The 24,322-nt window shown below is 58.1% G+C and carries 26 protein-coding genes; 16 read left to right on the plus strand and 10 right to left on the minus strand.

Features of this window, described 5'->3' with window-relative positions; genetic code table 11:
- Positions 1-6 precede the first annotated feature (6 nt).
- Entirely contained in the window at positions 7-819 is an 813-nt protein-coding gene (gene trpA, locus AC07UI_RS03185; RefSeq protein WP_494991093.1) for a tryptophan synthase subunit alpha, read from the minus strand.
- Positions 819-2,051 carry a tryptophan synthase subunit beta gene (gene trpB / locus AC07UI_RS03190; RefSeq protein WP_494991094.1) on the minus strand — a complete coding sequence of 411 codons (1,233 nt, stop codon included), beginning with the start codon at positions 2,049-2,051 and terminating at the stop codon, positions 819-821. The genes trpA and trpB overlap by 1 nt, the downstream gene beginning before the upstream one ends.
- Positions 2,052-2,162: 111 nt before the next feature.
- On the opposite strand from trpB, the gene AC07UI_RS03195 reads away from it, so the two are divergent.
- The 3 genes from AC07UI_RS03195 to AC07UI_RS03205 all read left to right on the plus strand — a co-directional run bounded on the left by AC07UI_RS03195 (position 2,163) and on the right by AC07UI_RS03205 (position 3,839).
- Positions 2,163-3,056 (plus strand): LysR family transcriptional regulator, encoded by an 894-nt coding sequence (locus AC07UI_RS03195; protein ID WP_494991095.1) that lies wholly within the window; start codon positions 2,163-2,165, stop codon positions 3,054-3,056.
- A gap of 218 nt (positions 3,057-3,274) precedes the next feature.
- Positions 3,275-3,490: a dodecin gene (locus AC07UI_RS03200; protein WP_494991096.1), complete on the plus strand. Its 216-nt coding sequence runs from the start codon at positions 3,275-3,277 to the stop codon at positions 3,488-3,490.
- Positions 3,491-3,617: 127 nt separating this feature from the next.
- Complete coding sequence (locus tag AC07UI_RS03205) at positions 3,618-3,839, plus strand: DUF1161 domain-containing protein (protein WP_494991097.1); 222 nt, start codon at positions 3,618-3,620, stop codon at positions 3,837-3,839.
- A 102-nt stretch (positions 3,840-3,941) separates the two neighbouring features.
- Here the strand turns inward: AC07UI_RS03205 and AC07UI_RS03210 are convergent, their stop codons facing one another.
- Positions 3,942-4,943 carry an LLM class flavin-dependent oxidoreductase gene (locus AC07UI_RS03210; RefSeq protein WP_494991098.1) on the minus strand — a complete coding sequence of 334 codons (1,002 nt, stop codon included), beginning with the start codon at positions 4,941-4,943 and terminating at the stop codon, positions 3,942-3,944.
- 241 nt (positions 4,944-5,184) lie between these two features.
- Between AC07UI_RS03210 and AC07UI_RS03215 the strand changes: the two genes are divergently transcribed.
- A complete protein-coding gene (locus tag AC07UI_RS03215; RefSeq protein ID WP_494991099.1) occupies positions 5,185-5,616 on the plus strand; it encodes an OsmC family protein in 432 nt (143 codons plus the stop codon).
- 195 nt (positions 5,617-5,811) lie between these two features.
- Positions 5,812-6,045 (plus strand): DUF1161 domain-containing protein, encoded by a 234-nt coding sequence (locus AC07UI_RS03220; protein WP_494991100.1) that lies wholly within the window; start codon positions 5,812-5,814, stop codon positions 6,043-6,045.
- Positions 6,046-6,051: 6 nt separating this feature from the next.
- On the opposite strand, the gene AC07UI_RS03225 is transcribed toward AC07UI_RS03220, so the two are convergent.
- Positions 6,052-6,471, minus strand: coding sequence for a PA0061/PA0062 family lipoprotein (locus tag AC07UI_RS03225; RefSeq protein WP_494991101.1), 420 nt, complete (start codon positions 6,469-6,471; stop codon positions 6,052-6,054).
- Positions 6,472-6,514: 43 nt separating this feature from the next.
- A complete protein-coding gene (locus AC07UI_RS03230; protein ID WP_494991102.1) occupies positions 6,515-6,928 on the minus strand; it encodes a PA0061/PA0062 family lipoprotein in 414 nt (137 codons plus the stop codon).
- 76 nt (positions 6,929-7,004) lie between these two features.
- On the opposite strand from AC07UI_RS03230, the gene AC07UI_RS03235 reads away from it, so the two are divergent.
- Complete coding sequence (locus AC07UI_RS03235) at positions 7,005-8,150, plus strand: aminopeptidase (protein ID WP_494991103.1); 1,146 nt, start codon at positions 7,005-7,007, stop codon at positions 8,148-8,150.
- A gap of 70 nt (positions 8,151-8,220) precedes the next feature.
- On the opposite strand, the gene AC07UI_RS03240 is transcribed toward AC07UI_RS03235, so the two are convergent.
- From AC07UI_RS03240 to AC07UI_RS03250, 3 genes are all read right to left on the minus strand, one after another.
- Entirely contained in the window at positions 8,221-8,679 is a 459-nt protein-coding gene (locus AC07UI_RS03240; protein WP_494991104.1) for an REP-associated tyrosine transposase, read from the minus strand.
- A gap of 185 nt (positions 8,680-8,864) precedes the next feature.
- Entirely contained in the window at positions 8,865-9,515 is a 651-nt protein-coding gene (locus AC07UI_RS03245) for an HAD family hydrolase (RefSeq protein WP_494991105.1), read from the minus strand.
- Between the two features lie 43 nt (positions 9,516-9,558).
- On the minus strand, positions 9,559-10,104 hold the full coding sequence (locus AC07UI_RS03250; RefSeq protein ID WP_494991106.1) for a gamma carbonic anhydrase family protein: 546 nt from the start codon (positions 10,102-10,104) through the stop codon (positions 9,559-9,561).
- Positions 10,105-10,171: 67 nt separating this feature from the next.
- Here AC07UI_RS03250 and prlC point away from each other — a divergent pair, with 67 nt between their 5' ends.
- Together prlC and AC07UI_RS03260 are read left to right on the plus strand one after the other, a co-directional pair.
- Complete coding sequence (gene prlC, locus AC07UI_RS03255; protein WP_494991107.1) at positions 10,172-12,259, plus strand: oligopeptidase A; 2,088 nt, start codon at positions 10,172-10,174, stop codon at positions 12,257-12,259.
- The gene (locus tag AC07UI_RS03260; RefSeq protein ID WP_494991108.1) at positions 12,256-12,531 is read left to right on the plus strand and encodes a YheV family putative zinc ribbon protein; all 276 of its coding nucleotides are present in this window, start codon (positions 12,256-12,258) and stop codon (positions 12,529-12,531) included. The genes prlC and AC07UI_RS03260 overlap by 4 nt, the downstream gene beginning before the upstream one ends.
- Positions 12,532-12,588: 57 nt before the next feature.
- On the opposite strand, the gene AC07UI_RS03265 is transcribed toward AC07UI_RS03260, so the two are convergent.
- Positions 12,589-13,233, minus strand: a complete 645-nt coding sequence (locus tag AC07UI_RS03265) for a dual specificity protein phosphatase family protein (RefSeq protein WP_494991109.1) — start codon at positions 13,231-13,233, stop codon at positions 12,589-12,591.
- Between the two features lie 306 nt (positions 13,234-13,539).
- On the opposite strand from AC07UI_RS03265, the gene AC07UI_RS03270 reads away from it, so the two are divergent.
- The 5 genes from AC07UI_RS03270 (at position 13,540) to AC07UI_RS03290 (ending at position 19,561) form a co-directional block, all read left to right on the plus strand.
- Positions 13,540-14,280, plus strand: a complete 741-nt coding sequence (locus tag AC07UI_RS03270; protein WP_494991110.1) for a gluconate 2-dehydrogenase subunit 3 family protein — start codon at positions 13,540-13,542, stop codon at positions 14,278-14,280.
- A 2-nt stretch (positions 14,281-14,282) separates the two neighbouring features.
- Positions 14,283-16,067, plus strand: a complete 1,785-nt coding sequence (locus AC07UI_RS03275) for a GMC family oxidoreductase (RefSeq protein ID WP_494991111.1) — start codon at positions 14,283-14,285, stop codon at positions 16,065-16,067.
- Positions 16,068-16,079: 12 nt separating this feature from the next.
- Positions 16,080-17,387, plus strand: a complete 1,308-nt coding sequence (locus AC07UI_RS03280; protein WP_494991112.1) for a c-type cytochrome — start codon at positions 16,080-16,082, stop codon at positions 17,385-17,387.
- A 144-nt stretch (positions 17,388-17,531) separates the two neighbouring features.
- Entirely contained in the window at positions 17,532-18,590 is a 1,059-nt protein-coding gene (locus tag AC07UI_RS03285; RefSeq protein ID WP_494991113.1) for a PA0069 family radical SAM protein, read from the plus strand.
- Between the two features lie 239 nt (positions 18,591-18,829).
- A complete protein-coding gene (locus AC07UI_RS03290) occupies positions 18,830-19,561 on the plus strand; it encodes a carbonic anhydrase (protein ID WP_494991114.1) in 732 nt (243 codons plus the stop codon).
- A gap of 308 nt (positions 19,562-19,869) precedes the next feature.
- On the opposite strand, the gene AC07UI_RS03295 is transcribed toward AC07UI_RS03290, so the two are convergent.
- A complete protein-coding gene (locus AC07UI_RS03295; protein ID WP_494991115.1) occupies positions 19,870-20,520 on the minus strand; it encodes a hypothetical protein in 651 nt (216 codons plus the stop codon).
- 371 nt (positions 20,521-20,891) lie between these two features.
- Here AC07UI_RS03295 and coxB point away from each other — a divergent pair, with 371 nt between their 5' ends.
- From coxB to AC07UI_RS03310, 3 genes are all read left to right on the plus strand, one after another.
- The gene (gene coxB, locus AC07UI_RS03300; RefSeq protein WP_494991116.1) at positions 20,892-22,019 is read left to right on the plus strand and encodes a cytochrome c oxidase subunit II; all 1,128 of its coding nucleotides are present in this window, start codon (positions 20,892-20,894) and stop codon (positions 22,017-22,019) included.
- 82 nt (positions 22,020-22,101) lie between these two features.
- Positions 22,102-23,697 carry a cytochrome c oxidase subunit I gene (gene ctaD, locus AC07UI_RS03305; protein WP_494991117.1) on the plus strand — a complete coding sequence of 532 codons (1,596 nt, stop codon included), beginning with the start codon at positions 22,102-22,104 and terminating at the stop codon, positions 23,695-23,697.
- Between the two features lie 27 nt (positions 23,698-23,724).
- Complete coding sequence (locus tag AC07UI_RS03310) at positions 23,725-24,276, plus strand: cytochrome c oxidase assembly protein (protein ID WP_494991118.1); 552 nt, start codon at positions 23,725-23,727, stop codon at positions 24,274-24,276.
- The last annotated feature ends 46 nt before the right edge of the window (positions 24,277-24,322 follow it).

Raw genomic sequence — 24,322 nt, forward strand, 5'->3', positions numbered from 1 at the left:
TTACCTTCAGCTGACGCGGGCTTTACGCACGCCTTCGGACAGTGCTGAACACAGGCTGAGGACACCGCTGACGGCCTGCTCGGAAGTTGCGGCATTGGCGATCTGGTCGATCAGCGCCGAACCCACCACAACACCGTCAGCCAAGCGAGCGATGGCTGCAGCCTGTTCTGGCGTGCGGATGCCGAAACCGATGCTGATCGGCAGATCGGTATGACGGCGCAACCGCGCAACGGCTTCTTCGACGTGCTCCAGAGTCGCGGAACCTGCACCGGTCACACCGGCCACCGAAACGTAGTAAACGAAGCCGGAACTGCCGTTGAGAACAGTCGGCAGACGCGCATCGTCGGTGGTCGGCGTGGTCAGGCGGATAAAGTCCAGACCGGCGGTCTGGGCCGGGTCGCAGAGTTCGCCGTTATGCTCCGGTGGCAGGTCGACGACGATCAAACCATCGACACCCGCCTCTTTCGCCTCAGCGATAAAGCGCGGCACGCCGTAGTGGTGGATCGGGTTGAAGTAACCCATCAGCACCAGCGGAGTGTCGCTGTTGCCGGCGCGGAACTCGCGGACCATTTGCAGGGTTTTGGCCAGGTTCTGATGGGCCGCCAGCGCACGGATGTTGGCCAGTTGAATCGCCGGGCCATCGGCCATTGGATCGGTGAAGGGCATGCCCAGCTCGATCACGTCGGCGCCGGCGCCCGGCAAGCCTTTGAGGATCGCCAGGGACGTGTCATAGCCCGGATCGCCGGCGGTGATGAAGGTCACCAGGGCGGCGCGGTTCTGTTCTTTGAGTTCGGCAAAGCGTGTTTGCAGGCGGCTCATTAGTGTTTCTCCTGCTGGGACTGTTCCATGTGGTGCATCACGGTTTGCATGTCTTTGTCGCCACGGCCGGAGAGGTTGACCACCATCAGGTGATCTTTGGGCAGGGTTGGCGCGCGTTTGAACACTTCAGCCAGGGCGTGGGCGCTTTCCAGCGCCGGGATGATGCCTTCCAGACGGCAGCATTTGTGGAATGCGTCGAGAGCTTCGTGATCGGTGATCGAGGTGTATTCGACGCGGCCGATGTCATGCAACCAGGCGTGTTCAGGGCCGATACCAGGGTAGTCCAGGCCAGCGGAAATCGAGTGGGCGTCGATGATCTGGCCGTCGTCGTCCTGCAGCAGGAAGGTCCGGTTGCCATGCAGCACGCCCGGCAGACCGCCGTTCAGGCTGGCGGCGTGTTTGCCGGTTTCGATGCCGTGACCGGCAGCTTCGACACCGATGATTTTCACACTGGTATCATCGAGGAACGGGTGGAACAGGCCCATGGCGTTGGAACCGCCGCCGATGCAGGCCACCAGGCTATCGGGCAGACGGCCTTCTTGTGCCTGGAGCTGGTCGCGGGTTTCCTTGCCTATGACGGCCTGGAAGTCGCGAACCATCGCTGGGTATGGGTGCGGACCGGCCACAGTACCGATCAGGTAGAACGTACTGTCGACGTTGGTCACCCAGTCACGCAGAGCTTCGTTCATCGCGTCTTTGAGGGTACCGGTGCCGGCGACCACCGGGATCACTTCGGCACCCAGTAATTTCATGCGGAATACGTTGGCTTGCTGGCGTTCGATGTCGGTGGTGCCCATGTAGATCACGCAATCGAGGCCGAAGCGTGCGGCCACGGTGGCAGTGGCCACGCCGTGCATGCCGGCGCCGGTTTCGGCGATGATGCGTTTCTTGCCCATGCGCCGGGCCAGGAGGATCTGGCCGATGCAGTTGTTGATCTTGTGCGCGCCGGTGTGGTTGAGCTCTTCACGCTTGAGGTAGATCTTGGCGCCGCCGCAGAATTCGGTCAGGCGCTCGGCGTAATACAGTGGGCTTGGACGGCCGACGTAATCGCGCTGGAAGTAGGCCAGTTCTTCGATAAATGCTGGATCTTCCTTGGCTGCTTCGTATTCGCGGGCCAGGTCGAGGATCAACGGCATCAGGGTTTCGGCCACGTAGCGGCCGCCGAACGCGCCAAACAGGCCGTTGGCATCGGGGCCGCTGCGCAGATTGGATGGGGTCGTAGTCTGGGTCATGGGGCGCTCCATCGAATGGGTGGAAGAACAATGGCGTTCACTCTACCCCTGACGATCCGGGCTGAAAACCGATAAGATCGCCGAAACCTGTCAGGAAAACTCACAGATCACATGAGCCATGACCTTCCCCCGTTAAACGCCCTGCGCGCCTTCGAAGCGACTGCCCGATTGAACAGCGTTAGTCAGGCTGCCGACCAGCTGCACGTTACCCACGGCGCCGTTAGCCGGCAATTGAAGGTGCTCGAAGAGCATCTCGGGGTGAGCCTTTTTATCAAGGATGGGCGCGGCCTTAAACTCACAGATGCCGGTATGCGATTGCGTGACGCCAGCAGCGACGCCTTCGAGCGCCTGCGCACGGTTTGTGCCGAGTTGACTCAAGGCGGTGCTGACGCGCCGTTCGTACTTGGTTGTTCGGGTAGTTTGCTGGCGCGCTGGTTCATTCCGCGTCTGGGGCGATTGAATGCCGATTTGCCGGACCTGCGTTTGCATCTGTCGGCCGGTGAAGGCGATCTCGATCCACGACGGCCGGGGCTGGACGCCTTGCTGGTGTTCGCCGAGCCGCCATGGCCGGCGGATATGCAGGTGTATACGCTTGCGAGCGAACGCATCGGCCCAGTCATGAGCCCGCTTTTCGCCGGTTATGAGCAGTTACGTCAAGCACCGGCCGAAGCGTTGCAGCGTGAGGCGTTACTGCACACCACTTCCCGCCCGCAAGCCTGGCCCAATTGGGCACGACAAAGCGGCATTGACGTAAAAGCGTTGAAGTTCGGTCAGGGGTTCGAGCATTTGTATTATTTGCTGGAAGCCGCGGTGGCAGGCCTTGGGGTGGCGATTGCCCCTGAGCCGTTAGTGGCCGAGGACGTACGAGCCGGTCGCCTGGTTGCGCCGTGGGGCTTTTGTGAAACCCAGGCACAACTGGCGTTGTGGTTACCCAAGCGTGCCGCGGACGGGCGCGCTCGGCAGTTGGCGCAATGGCTCAAGCATGAGCTGCGCCAACCGACTTGAGCAGGCTCTCGATCTCGGCTTCGATGCTGTGCAATGAGGCTTTACGTAATAAGGTGGTGGTCATGATGACGCTCCTGCATTGATGATCAGTGGCGTGTGTTGTTTGGGACTTCAGGGGGGGAAAGAGCAGTAAATCTGAACGTTCTCGTGGGAACGACCTGCAGAAGAAATAAGAAAAATCACTGCTAGGCTGTATTTCACACCCTAAGGAGAACGCCATGAGTGACCATCACACCTACAAGAAAGTCGAACTGGTTGGCTCTTCCCTCAACAGCATTGAAGACGCCATCAACAACGCTCTGGCTCAGGCCAGTAAAAGCATCAAATTCATGGAATGGTTCGAAGTGATCGAAACCCGTGGGCATATCAAGGACGGCAAGGCAGCACACTTCCAGGTCACTATCAAAGTCGGATTCCGGATTGCCAGTAGCTGAGATTGAGCTAGGCTTCTGAGCCTGTGCGCTGGCCGATTGCCATAGTGAATGGCAAAGCGCCACAGACGTGAGCGCGTCAGCGTCGAACGTTGACGCCTCTTTTTGATCCGACCAGGGAATGTGACCGATGAAGAAATTTATTTTGGCGATAGGTCTGCTGAGCATTGCGGGGACAGCCCTTGCTGCAGGCAAATCGTGCGAAACACTGAAAGGCGAGATTGCGGCGAAACTCGATGCCAGGCACGTTTCTGGCTATTCGCTGGACATCGTTGATAAAGGCGCTGCGGCTGGTGGGAAAGTGGTCGGTAAGTGCGAAAGCGGCAGCAAGGTCATCGTCTACAAGAAGTAGGATTGTTCCCCCCCCTTGTAGATGGAAAAGCCGACGCGGTTGCGTCGGCTTTTTTTATTGATTCGCCCCGAATCCTGTTCTCGGCGCTCCATTTGATCCGGTTCAGCCTTTCATGACCTGCGCCAACAATTCGTAGGAATGCAGTCGATCGGCATGCTCGTACAAATCACAGGTGAAAATCAGCTCATCGGCACCTGTCTGTTCGATCAGCACTTCCAGTTTCGCGCGGATTTTCTCCGGGCTACCGACCATCGCCAGACCAAGGAAGCTCGCCACCGCTTCTTTCTCATGGGGCAACCACAGGCCGTCCATGGTTTTCACGGGGGCGCGCTGCACCAGACTTTGGCCGCGCATCAGGGCCAGAATCCGTTGATAGACCGAGGTCGCCAGGTAATCGGCCTGCTCGTCGGTATCCGCGGCCACCAGCGGCACGCCGAGCATCACGTAAGGCTTGTCGAGCACTGCCGAAGGCTTGAAGTGATTACGGTAGACGCGAATGGCTTCGTGCATATAGCGCGGTGCGAAATGCGAGGCGAAGGCGTAGGGCAAACCGCGCTCCCCGGCCAGTTGCGCACTGAACAGACTTGAACCCAGCAGCCAGACCGGCACGTGGGTGCCGGTGCCCGGAACGGCGATCACTTTTTGATCAGGTGTGCGCGGGCCGAGGTATCTCATCAGTTCGGCCACATCTTCGGGGAAGTCGTCGGCGCTGCCGGAGCGTTCACGGCGCAGGGCACGGGCGGTCATCTGGTCGGAACCGGGTGCGCGGCCCAAGCCGAGGTCGATCCGGCCCGGATACAGGCTTTCCAGGGTTCCGAACTGCTCGGCGATGACCAATGGGGCGTGGTTGGGCAGCATCACACCGCCGGAGCCCACGCGAATGGTCGAGGTACCGCCGGCCAGATAACCGAGCAGCACGGAAGTCGCGGAGCTGGCGATACCGTCCATATTGTGGTGTTCGGCGACCCAGAAACGGTTGTAGCCGAATTTCTCGACGTGTTGCGCCAGATCCAGCGAGTTGCGCAGCGATTGCGCCGGGCTGCCATCCGCGCGGACCGGAACCAGGTCGAGGGTCGAGAACTTGATGTCAGACAGTCGTTTCATAAGCCTGCTTCTCCGTTGGGTGTGCAGGCTTTTGTCACGAGCCAAAACCTGCCGATTTCTATAAGCGTGTTCTATGCAATGTGGGCATATACCCGAGATTCAATAGCAGAGCTGATTTTGCCTGCCAGATAAGCGGTTTGATCCGACAAGGTGAACTCTGCCAGACCTTCTATTCTCAGAACCCTAGTAACGGAAAACCATGAAGGCGCGATCCTTCGCGCTGGATCTTGAGGAGGCACAGATGAGTATCAAAAAGAAAGCATCGGCTCATTGGGTCGGTGATCTGAAGACTGGGCTTGGCTCCATCTCGACCGAAACCGGGGCTCTGAGAAATGCACCTTATGGCTTCAAGGCACGCTTCGAAGGCGGCCCGGGCACCAACCCGGAAGAGCTGATCGGTGCAGCTCATGCGGGTTGTTTCTCCATGGCCTTTTCGATGATTCTCGGCGAGGCCAACCTCAAAGCCACCAGCATTGATACCAATGCCGAGGTGACGCTGGATCAGGTGGACGGTGGCTTTGCAATTACCGCCGTGCATCTGACGCTCAAGGCGAAAATCCCAGGCGCCAGTCAGCAGCAATTCGACGAGCTGAGCAAAAAAGCCAAAGAAGGTTGCCCGGTGTCGAAGGTGTTGAATGCCAGGATCACGCTCGATGGGACGTTGTTAGACTGATCCAGAAGTCTGGTGTGACGTAAAAGATCGCAGCCTCTGGGCAGCTCCTGTAGGTGCTGCCCAGAGGCTGCGATCTTTTTTGGGTGTCCCCCCGGATTTGAGCCAAATCAGAACTCGGTTTGCGAAACTGTGGTCGAATGGGTGAATGCGGCTTCTGCGTATGACAGTGCGCGCTGCATCAAGGGAGTTGTAACCATGAAACGTTTTGCTTTGGCGATTATCTGTTGCGCGCTGACCACCTCGGCCCTGGCGGCAACGAAGTCTTGTGAAGAGCTCAAGGCCGAGATCGAAGCAAAGATTCAGGCCAACAACGTGGCGTCCTACACGTTGGAGATCGTGAATAATGACGAGGTGCATGATCAGAATATGGTGGTCGGCACCTGCGAAAACGGCACCAGGAAAATCATCTATCAGAAGAACGACCGTTAAGCCCTGTTACGGTACGCAATTGACCATCCGATCTTCTGCCACGATCTCGCCTTTGGCGTTATACAGCCGGGCGCTGGCGTCGAAGGACAGCGAGCGGGCTTCCAGTCGGTAACGCTGGCCCGCCTCGAAGTGGTCGTAGCGCACTGTCAGGTAACAGAGGCGCACCCGCGGTTGTATCATCATGCCTAATTTACCTGCAAATGTTTCGAAATCGAAGCGCACTACCAGTTCATGGCTGCCGGGTGTGACCTGAAAAAAACGCCCGTCGCTCAACCGCTGGTGATCCAGACGCTCGGCCAATATCACCCTGGCGCCGGGGGTCGGGGTGGCGAGGTCGATCCAGGCTTGTTGCGGATCGACACTCGGTAAAGGGCTGGTGCAGGCACTGAGAGTGGTCAGGGCGAGTAAAAGCAAAGACTGGCGCATGATGTCGGCGATTGAGATCAAGATACATTTAGCATAGCTCCGATCAGCTTCGTTGACAGCCTCTGGGGTGTCCTTGACCTACTACCCTCATCTGCTGGTCATAGAGCTTGGCCCATGGCCGGAAGCCGATGTTCCCGGCGTGCAGTTGATAACGTTGACCGGCGTTGAAGTCATTGAATTTCACACTCAACTGACAGTCGCGCCAAAGCCGTTCGGTGTCCGGACCGATATTGGTCGGCTCTACCGAGAATTGGTAACGAACAGTCAACTCATGGCTACCGGGCTGAACTTCGAAATAGCGCTTGTCGGTTGAGGTTTTTCCGTCGACTTTCAGCGCTTGCAGCGTCGTGTCCTGATGAGCTTTGAGATCGATCCAGGCTTGCGCCGGATCAGGGGTGGGCAGTCCAGCACAGCCAGCTAACATCAGCAGGCCACCCGTCAGCATTAACACGCGCATAGCGAAGCTCCAGGAAGGCGAGATAGTCTTGCAGCAGACATTCACGGGATGGTTCGATTTGGATAGGCAGCAGCGTATGAGCCATGGGGTACTCGACCGTCTTTTATGGCTTTTGTTTCCAGGGTTGTTGCTTTTGCTGCTGAACGGTTGTTCCAGCGTCAGTTACTACAGCCAATTGGCCAGCGGTCAGTGGCAGCTACTGCAGGCCCGCGAGCCTGTGGCCAAGGTGATTGCCGACCCTGCTCGTGACCCGAAGCTGCGCGAGCGTCTGGCCCAATCGCAGAAAGCCCGCGACTTCGCCAGTGAGCACTTGCACCTGCCCAATAACAAAAGTTATCGCCTGTACGCCGATATCGGCCGGCCTTATGTGGTGTGGAACGTGTTCGCCACGGCCGAGTTTTCCCTGACGCCGCAACATCATTGTTTCCCGATTGCCGGTTGTGTCGCCTATCGCGGTTATTACAGCCAGGGCGCGGCGCGAGGTGAGGCGGCGTTGCAACGCCAGCAAGGCATGGATGTGTCGATCAGCGGCGTCGAGGCCTATTCGACCCTGGGCTGGTTCAACGATCCGATTATCAATTCGATGATGGGTTGGGGTGATGAGCGACTGGCGACGCTGATCTTCCACGAGTTGGCGCACCAGCGTTTTTATGTAAAGGACGACACCGAGTTCAACGAGTCTTTCGCCAACTTCGTCGAGCAGGAAGGCACTCGCCAGTGGCGTGCGGCCCGCGGGTTGCCGCCAGCCAGCGAGGCTGATGTGCAGCAGCGGGATCAGTTTATCCAGCTGCTTCTGGACACCCGCACACGGCTTGAGCGGCTATATGCATCACCGCTGCCGACCGCGCAGATGCGCCAGCGCAAAGCTGAGGAGTTCGAGCGGTTGCGCCGCGACTATCGACAACTGCGTGACAGCCAATGGGCCGGTGCGAATCGTTACGACGCCTGGATCAACGCGCCAATGAATAACGCTCGGTTGCTGCCCTTCGGACTCTACGATCAGTGGGTGCCGGCGTTTGCGGCGTTGTTAAGGCAGTCGGGTGGGGATTGGGTGAAGTTTTATGGCGAAGTGGAGAAATTGGGCGCTTTGCCGGTTGAGCAGCGCAGGGCGGCGCTGAAATCGTTGGCCGGCTCCAAAATGCCACTGGCAGTACAAAAATCATCGCGGGCAAGTCGGATCGCCAACACGCTCGCTCCTACGGGGTCAATCGGCGGCGGTTAGACATCCTGTAGGAGCGAGCGGTGCGGCGATCCGACTTGCCCGCGATGGGGCCGGAAGGATTGACCTCAAATCAAAGCCAGACTGCATCCCAAAGCGGATAGTCCGCGACCCGCTTTACCAGCCCGGCGCGCAGTGGGTTTGCAACGATGTAGCGGGCAACCGCTTGCAAATCTTCTTCTCTGCGGATAGCTCGGTCATGGTAGCCATGTTGCCACAGCGAGCCTTCGCGTTGCGCCGAACGATTCAGGGCTACCGTAATGCGGGATTTGGTGCGTGCCATCAATGTTGAAAGGTTGATGTTTTGCAGTTCGATCAGCCAGTGGAAATGATCGGGCATTACAACCCAGGCCAACGAGTCGGCGAATTGTTCTTGCTGAGCTTTTTTGAATGCATTGACCACCAAGCGACCACTTTTCAGGTTGTTGAAAACAGGCTCCCGGTTGAGGACGACCGCTGTCAGTAAGTAGATTTGGCCGGGCTCTGAATGGCGTCCTGTACGAAGTCGATGAGCGTGGGGAGAGGTAGGCATTGATGATCCTCCTTGATCGTGGCCTGTGCATTTGAGGCTAGATCGACGAAGGGGAGATGAGGGCATGGCTGTGCATCAGGATGTGTCTGTGAAGACGCCATCGCGGGCAAGCCTCGCTCCTACAGGATGTCTAACCGCCGCCGATTGCCCCCGTAGGAGCGAGGCTTGCCCGCGATTCGATTTGATTAGCGCTGCAAAAACGCCTGATGCAACTCAGCCAGCGTCTCGAAGTGATAAGCCGGCTGCTCAGCGCTTAATTCTTCACGGCTACCAAAGCCGTAGCCCACAGCTGCCGCATCCAGCCCGTTGCGCCTGGCGCCGATGAGGTCGTGTTTGCGGTCGCCGATCATCAGTGTGTCGCTTGGGTCGAGACCTTCTTCGGCCAGCAGATGGCGGATCAGCTCGACCTTATCGGTACGGGTGCCGTCCAGTTCGCTGCCGTAGATCACTTTGAAGTGCCGGGCGAAATCAAAGTGTCGGGCAATTTCCCGCGCAAACACCCAAGGTTTCGAGGTCGCAATATACAGCTGCCGCCCTTGCCCGTTCAGAGTTTCAAGCAGTGGCGTGACACCGTCGAACACGCGGTTTTCATACAGCCCGGTGACCTTGAAGCGCTCACGATAGAAATTCACCGCTTCCCAGGCCCTGGCCTCGTCGAAGTCGTAGAACTGCATGAAAGCCTGCAGTAGCGGCGGGCCGATAAAGTGTTCAAGCCTGGTCAGGTCCGGCTCATCAATGCCCAGTTTGCTCAGCGCGAACTGGATTGAACGTGTAATGCCTTCGCGAGGGTCGGTCAGGGTGCCATCGAGGTCGAACAAAACAGTTTGGTAATGCATGGTGATTCCTGAGTAATAGCGCTAGCCACACAGGCCACTAGGGTCAAGCCTGGTCGTAGCCTTCGGCCAGATGGAGATCCTTGAGCTTCACGTAATTGGCCGCGCTGTAGGTGAAAAAGGCGCGCTCTTTGTCAGTCAGCGGCCGGACCTGTTTGACCGGGCTGCCCACATAGAGAAAACCGCTCTCCAGGCACTTGCCTGGTGGTACCAGACTGCCAGCACCGATGATTACGTCGTCTTCCACCACTGCGCCGTCCATGACAATGCTGCCCATGCCAATCAGGATTCGGCTGCCAACAGTGCAGCCGTGGAGCATCACTTTGTGGGCGATGGTCACGTCATCACCGATCAGCAGAGGGAAACCGTCCGGATTGAAGGGACCTGCGTGAGTGATGTGCAACACGCAGCCGTCCTGCACGCTGGTGCGCTCCCCGATGCGGATGCGGTGCATGTCGCCGCGGATCACCGTCAACGGCCAGATCGAGCTGTCAGCACCGATTTCAACGTCGCCGATGACCACCGCCGAGCAGTCGACAAAAGCCCGCTCGCCCAGTGTAGGCGTGTGGTTCTGGTAGGTGCGAATGGCCAAGTTGCGTTACCTCTGTGACATTTATTAATGGGGTTGATAGCTGCGGTGAGCGTCGATTGTAATTAAGATGGCCCAATGTTTCTTCCAGCCAAGGTGCCAAACCGTGAGCGTGAACAACCCTCTTCTGCAGCCCTACGACCTGCCGCCGTTCTCGGCGATCCGCGCCGAGCATGTGCAACCGGCCATTGAACAGATCCTCGCTGACAACCGCGCCGCTATCGCTGGCATCCTCGAAAGTCAGGGCAAACAGCCTACCTGGGCCGGTCTGGTGCTGGCCATGGATGAACTCAACGATCGCCTGGGCTCTGCCTGGAGTCCGGTCAGCCATCTGAATGCCGTATGCAATAGTGCTGAACTGCGCGAGGCTTACGAGTCCTGCCTGCCAGCACTGAGCGCCTACGCCACCGAATTGGGCCAGAACCGCGAATTGTTCGAGGCCTATGAAGCGCTGGTCAACAGCCCGGAAGCGGCCGGTTTCGACGTCGCGCAAAAAACCATTCTTGAACACGCGCTGCGTGACTTCCGTCTGTCGGGTATCGATTTGCCTGCGCCTGAGCAAAAGCGTTACGCCGAGGTCCAGAGCAAACTGTCCGAGCTGGCCAGCCGTTTCTCCAACCAATTGCTCGATGCCACCCAAGCCTGGACCAAACACATCACTGACGAAGCAGCCCTTGCCGGCCTGACCGATTCGGCCAAGGCGCAAATGGCCGCCGCCGCCCAGGCCAAAGACCTGGAAGGCTGGCTGATCAGCCTGGAATTCCCAAGCTACTTCGCGGTGATGACCTACGCGCATGACCGCGCGTTGCGCGAAGAAGTCTACGCCGCTTACTGCACCCGTGCGTCGGACCAAGGCCCGAACGCCGGTCAGAACGATAACAGCCCGGTGATGGAAGAGATCCTAGACCTGCGTCAGGAGCTTGCAAAACTATTGGGTTTCACCAGTTTCTCGGAGCTGAGCCTGGCGACCAAAATGGCCGAGTCCAGCGATCAGGTGCTGAGCTTCCTGCGTGATCTGGCCACGCGCAGCAAACCGTTCGCCGCGCGGGATCTGGAGCAACTGAAGGCTTACGCCGCTGAACAGGGCTGCCCGGATCTACAAAGCTGGGACAGCGGTTTTTACGGCGAAAAACTCCGTGAACAACGTTACAGCGTCGCCCAGGAAGCCCTGCGTGCGTACTTCCCGATCGATAAAGTACTGAGCGGCCTGTTTGCCATCGTCCAGCGTCTGTATGGCATCGAAATCGCCGAGTTGAAAGAATTCGACACGTGGCACCCGGACGTTCGCCTGTTCGAAATCAAGGAAAACGGCGAGCACGTCGGGCGCTTCTTCTTCGATCTGTATGCCCGCGCCAACAAGCGTGGCGGTGCCTGGATGGACGGCGCTCGCGACCGTCGCCGCACTGCTGAAGGCGTGCTGCAAAACCCGGTGGCGAATCTGGTCTGCAACTTCACCCCGGCGGTCGGCGGCAAGCCTGCGCTGCTGACCCACGATGAAGTCACCACTCTGTTCCACGAATTCGGTCACGGTCTGCATCACCTGCTGACCCGCGTCGAATACTCTGGTGTGTCCGGTATCAACGGCGTGGCGTGGGATGCGGTCGAGTTGCCAAGTCAGTTCATGGAAAACTGGTGCTGGGAGCCGGAAGGCCTGGCGCTGATTTCCGGTCATTACGAAACCGGCGAGCCGCTGCCGCAGGACTTGCTGCAAAAAATGCTCGCAGCGAAAAACTTCCAGTCCGGGCTGATGATGGTTCGTCAGTTGGAATTCTCGATGTTCGACTTCGAACTCCACTCCGCTCATGGCGACGGCCGCAGCGTGCTGCAAGTGCTCGAGCGCGTGCGCGACGAAGTTTCGGTCATGCGTCCGCCGGCCTATAACCGCTTCCCTAACAGCTTTGCGCACATCTTCGCTGGCGGTTACGCGGCGGGTTACTACAGCTACAAATGGGCTGAAGTGCTATCGGCTGATGCATTCTCGAGGTTCGAGGAAGAAGGTGTGTTCAACGCCGACACCGGTCGCGCGTTCCGCGAAGCGATTCTGGCGCGCGGCGGTTCTCAGGAGCCGATGGTGCTGTTCGTCGATTTCCGCGGACGTGCGCCGTCAATTGACGCACTCTTGCGCCACAGCGGCCTGAGTGAGGACGCGGCAGCATGAGTGACAGGCCTGTGAGTAAAACCAAAAAACGCTTCATCGCCGGGGCAGTCTGCCCGGCGTGCAGCGAGCCGGACAAATTGATGATGTGGAGCGAAGACGACGTGCCGCACCGCGAATGCGTGGCCTGCGGTTATAGCGACACGCTCAACGAGCAAGGTCTGTCGGTACCCAAGGAGTTGGGTACGCGGGTCAATACTTCAGCGTTGAAAGTGCCGGATGCCAAGGTGCAGACCGTGCAGTTTTTCCCCAATCCGAAGTTGAAAAAAGACTGACGATCCCCTCGACCTGCCAGTCTCCCACGGGGCTTGGCAGGTTTTCTCGCAGAGTGCTTATTGCGTGTCGGCGGCTTTGAACCAGCTTTTGACCGAGCAGGTGGCGAACACACTGGTACTGCACGCACCGCTGACCAGCGCAGCGCGCAGCTTTTCGATGTCAGCCTTCATCATGTAGCGAATCCCGTCCTTGAAGTGGGTGCTGTCGCCAAAGCCGCCTTGGGTCATTTCGTTCAAGGCGTCCTCCTTGCTCCAGCCCTGCACCACCACCCGGTACATCGCGGCCATCAGACCGGTGCGGTCCGAGCCATGTTTGCAGTGAATCAGTACCGGACCTTTGCTTTCAGCGGACTTGATTGCCCGCAAGGCCCTCAGTACCTCGGCGTCATCGACATGGTTGGTTTTATACGACAGGTGCACCTGGGTGATGCCCGGTGCCGACAACCAGTTGGAGTCGGACTCCGGCAGAAAGTTGATGACCGTCCCGACCTTGAGTTTTTCCAGCGACGGCACCGCTGCGCGATCGGGTAGCGTGCTGCGGTAGAGCGTCGGGGACATCTGGTAGAGGTTGTACTGCGCGTCGACCGGTTGAGCCCATTCGGCGGGGCGGGTCGACTGGGTTTCGTCAGCCTGAACCTGAGCTATCGCAAAGAGCGCCATGAAAGAAAAGCACAGTGCGGGTAAGACGCGGGTTTTCGACATGCGTGAGGGGGCCGTGAATGAGAAATGGGCGAGTGGAATCTAGCGTGGGGCCGAATGGGTCAAAGGCCCGTGAGTGGCTTGTCAAAGAATCGTGAAGTCTGTTGGGACGGCGGGATTATCGAAAACTCTGCAATTTTAAGCTGAATCGATTCATCTTTATGCTTAGCCTGCTACCATTTGTAACTAAAATTTGCTGATGTGCTCTTTTCCTTCGGGTTGAGCTCGACCCACATCGCTGCCAAAAAAACGACAAGCTGCTCTTTAGATGCGGCTGATAAATCCGTGAATGCCTGATGAGGTGCACCCATGTCCGATCAAGATCGAGACAACCCGCGGCGTGAGTTTTTACGCAAATCCCTGACCTTGATCCCTGTGGTCACCGTTGCCAGCACTGCGCTGGGCAGCTCCGTGCTGCTGGCGGCACCTGAGGCGGCTCCTGCCAACCCGGGCAAGACGCCTGTCAGCAGCGCTGCCTATGAGCCGGTTTTTTTTACCGCCCAAGAGTGGGCGTTTATCCAGGCTGCGGTCGCGCGTCTGATTCCCGCCGACGAACAAGGTCCGGGAGCCCTCCAGGCGGGTGTGCCTGAATACATCGACCGGCAAATGAACACGCCTTACGCCGCTGGAGCCTTGTGGTACATGCAAGGGCCATTCAATGCCGACGCGGCACCGGAAATGGGCTGGCAGAGCAAGTTGGTGCCCAAAGAGATCTATCGCCTGGGTATTGCTGCGACGGATGCGTGGTCAAAAACGCTCAACGGTAAGCTATTTGCTGCGCAAGACAGCGCTACCCAGGACGATTTGCTCAAGCAACTTGAGGCCGGCCAAGCGCAATTCGACAGCGTACCGTCGAAGATTTTCTTCAACATCCTGCTGCAAAACACCAAGGAAGGGTTCTTCTGCGACCCGATCCACGGTGGCAATAAAGGCATGGTCGGCTGGACCATGATCGGTTTCCCCGGCGCTCGCGCCGATTTCATGGATTGGGTGGAACGCAACGAGCAATACCCCTTCCCGGCAGTGTCGATTCGCGGCGAGAGGGCTTGAGCATGGCAACTGTAATGAAGAAGGTCGACGCAGTGATCGTTGGTTTCGGCTGGACCGGCGCAATCATGGCCAAGGAGCTGACGGAAGCAGGCCTCAATGTGCTGGCGCTGGAGCGCGGGCCGATGCAGGACACCTACCCCGACGGCAACTATCCGCAGGTCATCGACGAACTCACCTACAGCGTGCGTAAAAAACTCTTTCAGGACATATCGAAAGAGACCGTCACCATTCGCCATAGCGTGAATGACGTTGCCCTGCCGAATCGCCAACTCGGCGCCTTTCTGCCGGGTAATGGCGTCGGTGGCGCTGGTTTGCACTGGTCCGGCGTGCACTTTCGGGTCGACCCGATCGAGTTGCGCATGCGCAGTCATTACGAAGAGCGCTATGGCAAAAGCTTCATCCCCAAGGACATGACCATTCAGGACTTCGGTGTCAGCTACGAAGAACTGGAGCCGTTTTTCGACTATGCCGAAAAAGTCTTTGGCACTTCGGGCCAGGCCTGGACCGTGAACGGTCAGGTGGTGGGCGAAGGCAAAGGCGGCAACCCTTACGCGCCAGATCGTTCGAATCATTTCCCACTGCAATCGCAGAAGAACACCTACTCCGCGCAGTTGTTCCAGAAAGCCGCCAATGCCGTGGGTTACAAACCCTACAACTTGCCATCCGCCAATACCTCGGGGCCATACACCAACCCTTACGGTGCGCAGATGGGCCCCTGCAATTTCTGTGGTTTTTGCAGCGGCTACGTCTGCTACATGTATTCCAAAGCCTCGCCGAACGTGAACATCCTGCCAGCGCTCAAGCCGCTGCCGAACTTCGAGTTGCGGCCTAACTCCCATGTGCTCAAGGTCAATCTCGACAGCACCAGGACCAAGGCTACCGGCGTCACCTATATCGACGCCCAGGGCCGGGAGATTGAGCAGCCAGCGGATCTGGTAATCCTGGGTGCGTTCCAGCTCCACAACGTACGGTTGATGCTGCTTTCCGGCATTGGCAAGCCTTATGACCCGATCAGCGGCGAAGGCGTGGTGGGCAAGAATTTCGCGTATCAGAACCTGGCCACCATCAAGGCCTACTTCGACAAGGATGTGCACACCAACAACTTCATTGGCGCTGGCGGCAATGGTGTGGCGGTGGATGATTTCAATGCCGACAATTTCGACCATGGCCCCCACGGTTTCGTCGGCGGTTCGCCGATGTGGGTCAACCAGGCCGGTAGTCGGCCGATTGCCGGGACCTCCAACCCACCGGGCACTCCGGCCTGGGGCAGTGCCTGGAAACGAGCGACAGCCGATTACTACACCCATCAGGTGTCGATGGATGCCCACGGTGCGCATCAGTCCTACCGTGGCAACTACCTCGATCTCGATCCGGTGTACCGCGATGCCTACGGCCTACCGCTGCTGCGGATGACCTTCGACTGGCAAGAAAACGACATCAAGATGAATCGCTTCATGGTCGGGAAGATGAGCAAGATCGCCGAAGCGATGAATCCCAAGGCCATCGCCCTGCTTGGCAAGAAAGTCGGCGAACACTTCAACACCGCGGCCTACCAGACCACTCATCTCAATGGTGGCGCGATCATGGGCACCAATCCGAAAACCAGTGCGCTCAATCGCTACCTCCAGAGCTGGGACGTGCATAACGTCTTTGTTCCCGGCGCATCGGCTTTCCCGCAAGGTTTGGGTTACAACCCCACCGGTCTGGTGGCTGCGTTGACTTACTGGTCGGCCCGAGCGATCCGTGAGCAATACCTGAAGAACCCCGGCCCGCTGGTTCAGGCTTAAGGAGCGATGACCATGAAAGCACTCGTTATCGCGACCTTTACGCTGTTGAGCAACCTGTCGGCATTGGCTGCTGAAGTTGATCAACAAGCGCTGATCAGTCAGGGCCAATACCTGGCTCGCGCCGGAGACTGTGTGGCCTGCCACACCGCCAAGGGTGGCAAACCCTTTGCGGGCGGGCTGGCGATGGAAACGCCGATCGGCACCATTTACTCCACTAACATCACGCCGGACAAAACCGGCATTGGCGAATACAGCTTCGAAGACTTCGACAAGGCCGTGCGCCACGGCGTCGCGAAAAGCGGTAGTACACTTTACCCGGCCATGCCATACCCATCCTATGCGCGCGTCAGCGAAGCGGATATGCAGGCGCTATATGCCTACTTCATGAAGGGCGTTGCACCAGTGGTTCGGGACAATAAAGACAGCGACATTCCCTGGCCGTTGAGCATGCGTTGGCCATTGGCGATGTGGCGCGGGATGTTCGCGCCGAGCGTCAAGGACTATCAGGCCGTCGCAGGTGAAGACCCTGTGGTCAGCCGTGGTGCGTACCTGGTGGACGGTCTCGGCCATTGCGGTGCCTGCCATACGCCGCGAGCCCTGACCATGCAGGAAAAAGCCTTGAGCGCCAATGAAGGCCGTGAGTTTCTCTCGGGCAGCGCGCCACTGGAAGGCTGGATTGCGAAGAGCCTGAGGGGTGACCACAAGGACGGTCTCGGCAGTTGGAGCGAAGAGCAGCTGGTGCAGTTTCTCAAGACCGGCCGCAGTGATCGCAGTGCAGTGTTCGGTGGCATGAGCGATGTGGTGCTCCACAGCATGCAGTACATGACGAATGATGACCTCACCGCGATCGCTCGTTACCTCAAGTCACTGCCATCCAATGACCCCAACGACCAGCCGCACCCCTACGACAAGCAGGTCGCCCAGGCATTGTGGAAAGGTGACGACAGCAAACCCGGGGCGTCGGTCTACATCGATAACTGCGCTGCCTGCCACCGTACTGACGGTCACGGTTACACGCGAGTATTCCCGGCGTTGGCGGGCAATCCGGTGTTGCAGTCAGATGACCCAACCTCGTTGATTCATATTGTTCTGAAGGGCGGCACCTTGCCCGCTACCCACACGGCGCCTTCGACCTTCACCATGCCCGCGTTTGCCTGGCGGTTGTCCGATCAGGAGGTGGCCGATGTGGTCAACTTTATTCGCAGTAGTTGGGGCAACAAGGGGGCCGAAGTTAAGCCCGGTGAAGTAGCCACCTTGCGCAAAGATGAGATGAAAACCATGTCGGGGGACAATGTAGGACAAATAACAAAAAATAATTAATGTTTGTTTGATGGCTGTCACTTGAACCTGTGCGGCGACGCGCCGCACAGGTTTAATCTGAAACACCGCTGAAGTGCCGAATGGTACTGGCCAGAATTTTGACACTCAAATACTGTATGCACATACAGCATAGAGGTCCGTTCGATGTTCACTCCCCTGCCTCCTCGCGGACGCGGCACCGCAACCAATCCGCACAACCGCTTCGCGCCGAACCGCTCGGTCGCCGAGGATGACGGCTGGAATCAGGAAGCGCCGATGACGCAAGGCACCGAGGTGCGCATCGAGACGGCGAAAACCATCATCACTCGCAACAACTCGCCAGACTTGCCCTTCGATCGTTCGATCAATCCCTATCGTGGCTGCGAGCACGGCTGTATTTACTGCTATGCACGGCCCAGTCATGCCTATTGGGACTTGTCGCCAGGGCTGGATTTCGAGACCAAGCTGATTGCCAAGACCAACGCCGCCGCTGTGCTGGAGCAGCAGCTTTCCAAGCGCGGTTATAAGTGCGCGCCCATCAATCTTGGGTCCAATACTGATCCTTATCAGCCAATCGAGCGCGAGCACAAAATCACTCGGCGAACCCTGGAAGTGCTGCTGCGATACCGCCATCCGGTGACTATCATCACCAAAGGCTCATTGATTCTTCGTGATCTGGACCTGCTCGTCGAGCTGGCGCAACAACGGTTGGTGGCGGTGATGATCAGCCTGACCACGCTCGATGATGAGCTCAAACGCATCCTCGAACCGCGAGCTGCTGCACCAAAGGCCAGGTTGCGGGCAATCAAGGTCATGCGTGAAGCGGGAATTGCGGTAGGCGTGCTGTGCTCACCGATGATTCCGATGATCAACGACAGCGAACTGGAAAGTCTGCTTGGCGAAGCCCACGCCGCTGGCGCACAAAGCGCGGCCTACATGATGCTGCGCCTGCCGCTGGAGGTCGCGCCGCTGTTCGAGGAGTGGCTGGCCGCCCACTACCCGCAGCGTGCAGCCCATGTGCTGAGCCTGATTCGCCAGAGCCGAGGCGGTGAGCTGTACGACAGCCGTTATGGAGCGCGAATGCGCGGCGAAGGACCGTTTGCCGATCTTCTGGCGCAACGGTTTGCCAAAGCCATCAAGCGTCTGGGGCTCAATCGAGGGGAGGGATTCAATCTCGATTGCGAGGCTTTTTGTCCGCCGGGCGGCCAGATGTCATTGCTTTGAGAGGAATTGGCCTATCGTTGAATAGTGCCAATAATAGTGAGGCAGCTGGTACTCTGGTCACGTTTTTCCATGAGCGAAAGTGGCGGACTAGAGCGTTTGATTCAGTTCGAGTCAAGTTTTGGCGGTTACCGTATTCATATAGTGACTGATTGGTCACGGTCAGTGGTTGAGTGGTTTTTAGCCAGGCACTGACCCTGTGCTGCTGAAAAATTCCCTTAATCCGTCAAAGAGGATGAATCATGCGTGACAAGGATAAACAGCCGTTGGCTGCGTCGGCTTCAGCCCTTGCGGAGGCTGAAAGCGCCGATGCAGCGCTGCAGCATATCGTTGACGGCTTTCTGCACTTCCATCACGAGATCTTCCCGCAACAGGAAGAACTCTTCAAAAAACTCGCCACGGCCCAACGGCCAAGGGCGATGTTCATCGCGTGTGCCGATTCGCGCATCGTCCCGGAATTGATTACCCAAAGCGCTCCGGGCGACCTGTTCGTGACCCGCAACGTGGGCAACGTGGTGCCGCCTTATGGCCAAATGAATGGTGGTGTCTCCACGGCCATCGAATATGCGGTACTGGCGCTCGGCGTGCAGCACATCATCATTTGCGGACACTCGGATTGCGGCGCGATGCGCGCGGTGCTCAACCCGCAAAGCCTGGAAAAAATGCCCACCGTCAAAGCCTGGCTGCTCCATGCGGAGGTGGCCAAGACAATGGTTCAGGACAACTGCGATTGTGCAGACGAAAACGAAAGCATGCAGGTGCTGACCCAGGAAAACGTCATCGCCCAATTGCAGCATTTGCGCACTCACCCTTCGGTGGCGTCGCGCATGGCTAGCGGTCACCTGTTTATCCATGGTTGGGTTTACAGCATCGAAACCAGTGAAATCAAAGCCTACGACGCGGACCAGGGCTGTTTCCTGCCTCTGGATGGCAGCCATCCGATTCCCGTTGCGACGCCCAAAGCGCGCTTCTAATCTGCTACCCCTGTGTGGTTTGGCTGCGGACGACAGTTGGCATGGGTTCAGCCGGAGTTTGAACCCAAGGCTGTTGCCCAGGGCAAGATCGCAGCCGAGGCAACTCACCGACCGCGAGGCGGGCACAAAACCCGTAGCAGTTGCCGAAGGCTACGTTCGGCTGCGAAGCAGCCGTAAATCCAGCGCTTTCATTCTTTCTGTATGAAGGCGGTTGCTGTATTGCGACCGCTTCGCGGTCGAACGTAGCCTGACGGCAACTGCTACGAGAGCAGGATGTGCCTGAAATTGCTTAATTGGCCAGCTCCTGCTCAAACAGCCGGCGTATCCAGCTCCAGCTCTACGCCCAGTTGGCGCGACAGGCACGGCCAGCGTTTCCACGCGGCTCCGGTATCCGGGCTGTTGAGTTTTTCGCGGTAAGCCTCGACGGATTCCAGCGCGAAGCTCTCTTCATTGAGCATTTCGTCTACGGCGTGGTGCACGGCCTCATCCAGTTGGTTGGCGAATGTTTCGCCGATCAGCTGGTGGGCAATCAGGTTGGCGACAGTCATATCCAGTGGGATCAATGGCTGACCGAAATGCTTGATGTAGAGATCGTTGACCTCTTCGACCAGTCGATGAGCCAGATAGGCTTCGTCCAGCAGGCTATCAAGGCCTTCATGGCCGGCCATGATTGCCGGTGGCTGGATGAAGAACTGTTCGGCGATTTTCAGAACCGGTTTGATCTGGTCTTCGATACCCGCTTCACGCGCCACTTCGTTGGCCGCGTCGAGCAGGTCCGGGACTTGTTCTATATAAGCTGTGACAAAACGGGTCAAAACGCCCTTGGCGTCGGCATCGGACAGTTGGATGGCCGGATGAAGGTGCGGCAATTGAGTTTCCAGCTGACGTGTCAAATGGCCGGTCTGGGCCTCATGTTGATGGGCACGTTGGATCTGCTCGCGCAATGCGGCGGTGTTCATGAAAACTCCAGGGAACAAGGCAATGAAATAGGGAAGACATAAGTTAGCTTGCGTGCAAAAACTGCTAAGACGCATTTGTCATAATTATTTCATGGTTATGCGCTAGCGCTATATCGATTTGCCACCATTCGTCAGGTATCCCTCTCCATCCGTGGTCTCTGGCACAAGGCCGGCGTGTCTCAGTTGATTTACGCCATCGCGTTGCGAGGTCGAAGTCGCTGTCTATACTCGGGTCTGTATGAAGTTAGCTGATAACGCCCGGCTGCAGGTGCAGCCAAGGCGTGGCGGTTTAAGTTCGTAGTCTAGGCAGCCACTCCCTTGGCCGCAGGTGAAAGCCGGCGGGATAAAAAGAACGATAAGGGGAACCCGCGATGATGCGACATCCACAAGTCTGGATGGGCCTTGTGTTGTGGTCGATATTCAGCCAGGCGCAAGCCGCCTGGACCGTGAATATGGCGCCAGGGGCTACTGAGGTGAGTCACGCGGTATTCGACCTGCACATGACCATTTTCTGGATCTGTGTGGTGATTGGCATCATCGTCTTCGGTGCCATGTTCTGGTCGATGATCGTCCACCGTCGCTCCACCGGCCAGGTAGCTGCCAAATTTCATGAAAGTACGACGGTCGAGATCCTCTGGACTGTGGTTCCGTTCGTGATTCTGGTGGCAATGGCCGTTCCCGCGACCATAACCATGATCAAAATGTACGACACCAGTGAGCCGGATGTGGACATCCAGGTCACCGGCTATCAGTGGAAATGGCATTACAAATACCTCGGGCAGGACGTTGAGTTCTTCAGCAACCTGGCCACCCCCGCCGAACAGATTCATAACCTGGCCACCAAAGGCGAACACTATCTGCTGGAAGTCGATCAGCCGCTGGTGTTGCCGGTTGGCGCCAAGGTGCGCTTTCTGGTGACCGCTGCCGACGTCATCCACTCCTGGTGGGTGCCGGCATTCGCGGTCAAGCGCGATGCGATTCCGGGGTTCGTCAACGAAGCCTGGACCCGGGTCGACAAGCCCGGTATCTACCGTGGCCAGTGTTCGGAGTTGTGCGGCAAGGACCACGGTTTCATGCCGGTTGTGGTCGAGGTCAAGAGCAAGGCTGATTACGACACCTGGCTGGCTGACCGCAAAGCCGAGAGCTCCAGGCTTAAAGAGCTGACCAGCAAAGAGTGGACACTCGACGAACTGGTGGCTCGCGGCGACAAGGTCTATCACACCACTTGCGTCGCCTGTCACCAGGCTGAAGGCCAGGGCCTGCCGCCAATGTTTCCGGCGCTCAAGGACTCGCCGATTGCTACCGGACCAAAAGAAGATCACCTGCACCGCGTCTACTTCGGCAAGCCCGGCACCGCTATGGCGGCGTTCGGCAAACAGCTTTCGGAAGTCGATATCGCTGCTGTCGTGACCTACGAGCGCAACGCCTGGGGCAACAAGAAAGGCGACATGGTGACGCCTAAGGATGTTCTGGCTCTGAAACAGGCGCAAAGCCAATGACCCAGTCTATTGCGTGCTTCAGGAACCGCTTGGGGCTTGTCGCCCCGGATCGTCCAGCCCACCCGTTTGCAGGAGACAGGACATGAATGCTGTGAGCGATGACCACGGTCATGCAATCGTTGATGCCCACGCCCACGGTCCCGCCAAGGGCCTGATGCGCTGGGTGCTGACCACCAACCACAAAGACATCGGGACGCTGTACCTGTGGTTCAGCTTCAGCATGTTCCTGCTCGGCGGCTCGTTCGCCATGGTGATCCGTGCCGAGTTGTTCCAGCCGGGGCTGCAAATCGTCCAGCCAGAGTTCTTCAACCAGATGACCACCATGCACGGTCTGGTCATGGTCTTCGGTGCGGTGATGCCAGCGTTCGTCGGCCTCGCCAACTGGATGATCCCGTTGATGATCGGCGCGCCGGACATGGCCCTGCCACGGATGAACAACTTCAGTTTCTGGCTGTTGCCGGCTGCTTTCCTGTTGTTGGTGTCGACCCTGTTCATGCCCGGTGGCGGGCCGAACTTCGGCTGGACCTTCTACGCACCTTTGTCCACGACCTACGCGCCGGAAAGCGTGACTTTCTTCATCTTCGCCATTCACCTGATGGGCATCAGCTCGATCATGGGCGCCATCAACGTGATCGCCACCATCCTCAACCTGCGTGCTCCGGGCATGACGTTGATGAAAATGCCGCTGTTCGTCTGGACCTGGCTGATCACCGCGTTCCTGTTGATCGCGGTGATGCCGGTGCTGGCCGGTTGCGTGACCATGATGTTGATGGACATCCACTTTGGCACCAGTTTCTTCAGTGCCGCCGGTGGTGGTGATCCGGTGCTGTTCCAGCACGTATTCTGGTTCTTCGGTCACCCCGAGGTGTACATCATGATTCTGCCGGCCTTCGGTGCCGTCAGTTCGATCATTCCGGCTTTTTCGCGCAAGCCGCTGTTTGGCTACACCTCGATGGTCTACGCCACGGCGAGTATCGCTTTCCTGTCGTTCATCGTCTGGGCGCACCATATGTTCGTGGTGGGCATTCCGTTGGTGGGCGAGCTGTTCTTCATGTACGCCACGCTGCTGATCGCGGTGCCGACCGGGGTCAAGGTGTTCAACTGGGTCAGCACCATGTGGCAGGGTTCGCTGACCTTCGAGACGCCAATGCTGTTCGCGGTGGCTTTTGTGATCCTGTTCACCATCGGCGGTTTCTCCGGGCTGATGCTGGCCATCGCTCCGGCGGACTTCCAGTACCAGGACACCTACTTCGTGGTCGCGCACTTCCACTACGTGCTGGTGCCGGGGGCTATCTTCGGGATCTTCGCCTCGGCCTATTACTGGCTGCCGAAATGGACCGGGCACATGTACGACGAAACCCTGGGCAAGCTGCATTTCTGGCTGTCCTTCATCGGCATGAACATGGCGTTCTTCCCGATGCACTTCGTGGGACTTGCAGGGATGCCGCGGCGGATTCCGGATTACAACCTGCAATTCGCCGACTTCAACATGGTGTCCTCGATCGGAGCTTTTACGTTCGGTGCGACCCAGATCTTCTTCCTGTTCATCGTGATCAAGACCATTCGCGGCGGTGAGCCGGCACCGGCCAAGCCTTGGGAAGGTGCGCAGGGTCTGGAGTGGAGCATCCCGTCACCGGCGCCGTATCACACGTTTGTTACTCCGCCGGAAGTGAAATGAACGCGTTTACCTGTGAGGTCTGCGCTCATGGCTGACTCAATTTCGCTCAAACGACTGGTCACTCGACTGCTGATGGTGGTGGTAGCGATGTTTGCTTTCGGATTTGCCCTGGTGCCGATCTACGACGTGATGTGCAAGGCTTTCGGTATCAACGGCAAAACCGCCGGGCAATACGAGGGTGAGCAGGTGGTCGACACTTCGCGGCAGATCCGTGTGCAGTTTCTGTCGACCAACGCCGTGGACATGGTCTGGGGCTTTTATCCCAAGGCCGATGACATGGTGATCCATCCCGGCGCGGTGAACGAAATGCTGTTTGTCGCCTATAACCCGACCGATCACCCGATGAGTGCCCAGGCGATTCCGAGCATTTCTCCAGGCGATGTGGCGGTGTATTTCCACAAGACCGAATGCTTCTGCTTTACCCAGCAAGTGCTGCAGCCCGGTCAGCGGATCGAAATGCCGGTGCGTTTTATCGTTGACCGTGACATGCCCAGGGATGTGAAGCACCTGACGCTGGCTTACACGCTGTTTGATATCACGGCTCGTCATCCGCCGGTGGCTACCAATACCGGCGGATAAGAATCAGGGCGTGTTGACGCTCACTAACGAACGCGCCCGATAAGGA

It is taken from the genome of Pseudomonas sp. GW821-FHT04C07, from assembly GCF_059420325.1.

Excerpts from the sequence above, each read along its gene's own strand:
- AC07UI_RS03230 (WP_494991102.1), bottom strand. The coding sequence starts at position 6,928 with ATGCGCGTGTTAATGCTGACGGGTGGCCTGCTGATGTTAGCTGGCTGT.
- AC07UI_RS03225 (WP_494991101.1), bottom strand. The coding sequence starts at position 6,471 with ATGCGCCAGTCTTTGCTTTTACTCGCCCTGACCACTCTCAGTGCCTGC.
- AC07UI_RS03210 (WP_494991098.1), bottom strand. The coding sequence starts at position 4,943 with ATGAAACGACTGTCTGACATCAAGTTCTCGACCCTCGACCTGGTTCCG.
- AC07UI_RS03280 (WP_494991112.1), top strand. The coding sequence starts at position 16,080 with ATGAAAGCACTCGTTATCGCGACCTTTACGCTGTTGAGCAACCTGTCG.
- AC07UI_RS03195 (WP_494991095.1), top strand. The coding sequence starts at position 2,163 with ATGAGCCATGACCTTCCCCCGTTAAACGCCCTGCGCGCCTTCGAAGCG.
- trpB (WP_494991094.1), bottom strand. The coding sequence starts at position 2,051 with ATGACCCAGACTACGACCCCATCCAATCTGCGCAGCGGCCCCGATGCC.
- AC07UI_RS03270 (WP_494991110.1), top strand. The coding sequence starts at position 13,540 with ATGTCCGATCAAGATCGAGACAACCCGCGGCGTGAGTTTTTACGCAAA.
- trpA (WP_494991093.1), bottom strand. The coding sequence starts at position 819 with ATGAGCCGCCTGCAAACACGCTTTGCCGAACTCAAAGAACAGAACCGC.
- AC07UI_RS03200 (WP_494991096.1), top strand. The coding sequence starts at position 3,275 with ATGAGTGACCATCACACCTACAAGAAAGTCGAACTGGTTGGCTCTTCC.
- AC07UI_RS03215 (WP_494991099.1), top strand. The coding sequence starts at position 5,185 with ATGAGTATCAAAAAGAAAGCATCGGCTCATTGGGTCGGTGATCTGAAG.
- AC07UI_RS03310 (WP_494991118.1), top strand. The coding sequence starts at position 23,725 with ATGGCTGACTCAATTTCGCTCAAACGACTGGTCACTCGACTGCTGATG.
- AC07UI_RS03245 (WP_494991105.1), bottom strand. The coding sequence starts at position 9,515 with ATGCATTACCAAACTGTTTTGTTCGACCTCGATGGCACCCTGACCGAC.
- AC07UI_RS03275 (WP_494991111.1), top strand. The coding sequence starts at position 14,283 with ATGGCAACTGTAATGAAGAAGGTCGACGCAGTGATCGTTGGTTTCGGC.
- AC07UI_RS03205 (WP_494991097.1), top strand. The coding sequence starts at position 3,618 with ATGAAGAAATTTATTTTGGCGATAGGTCTGCTGAGCATTGCGGGGACA.
- AC07UI_RS03240 (WP_494991104.1), bottom strand. The coding sequence starts at position 8,679 with ATGCCTACCTCTCCCCACGCTCATCGACTTCGTACAGGACGCCATTCA.
- prlC (WP_494991107.1), top strand. The coding sequence starts at position 10,172 with ATGGCCCAATGTTTCTTCCAGCCAAGGTGCCAAACCGTGAGCGTGAAC.
- AC07UI_RS03295 (WP_494991115.1), bottom strand. The coding sequence starts at position 20,520 with ATGAACACCGCCGCATTGCGCGAGCAGATCCAACGTGCCCATCAACAT.
- AC07UI_RS03260 (WP_494991108.1), top strand. The coding sequence starts at position 12,256 with ATGAGTGACAGGCCTGTGAGTAAAACCAAAAAACGCTTCATCGCCGGG.
- AC07UI_RS03265 (WP_494991109.1), bottom strand. The coding sequence starts at position 13,233 with ATGTCGAAAACCCGCGTCTTACCCGCACTGTGCTTTTCTTTCATGGCG.
- AC07UI_RS03235 (WP_494991103.1), top strand. The coding sequence starts at position 7,005 with ATGAGCCATGGGGTACTCGACCGTCTTTTATGGCTTTTGTTTCCAGGG.
- AC07UI_RS03220 (WP_494991100.1), top strand. The coding sequence starts at position 5,812 with ATGAAACGTTTTGCTTTGGCGATTATCTGTTGCGCGCTGACCACCTCG.
- AC07UI_RS03285 (WP_494991113.1), top strand. The coding sequence starts at position 17,532 with ATGTTCACTCCCCTGCCTCCTCGCGGACGCGGCACCGCAACCAATCCG.
- coxB (WP_494991116.1), top strand. The coding sequence starts at position 20,892 with ATGATGCGACATCCACAAGTCTGGATGGGCCTTGTGTTGTGGTCGATA.
- AC07UI_RS03290 (WP_494991114.1), top strand. The coding sequence starts at position 18,830 with ATGCGTGACAAGGATAAACAGCCGTTGGCTGCGTCGGCTTCAGCCCTT.
- ctaD (WP_494991117.1), top strand. The coding sequence starts at position 22,102 with ATGAATGCTGTGAGCGATGACCACGGTCATGCAATCGTTGATGCCCAC.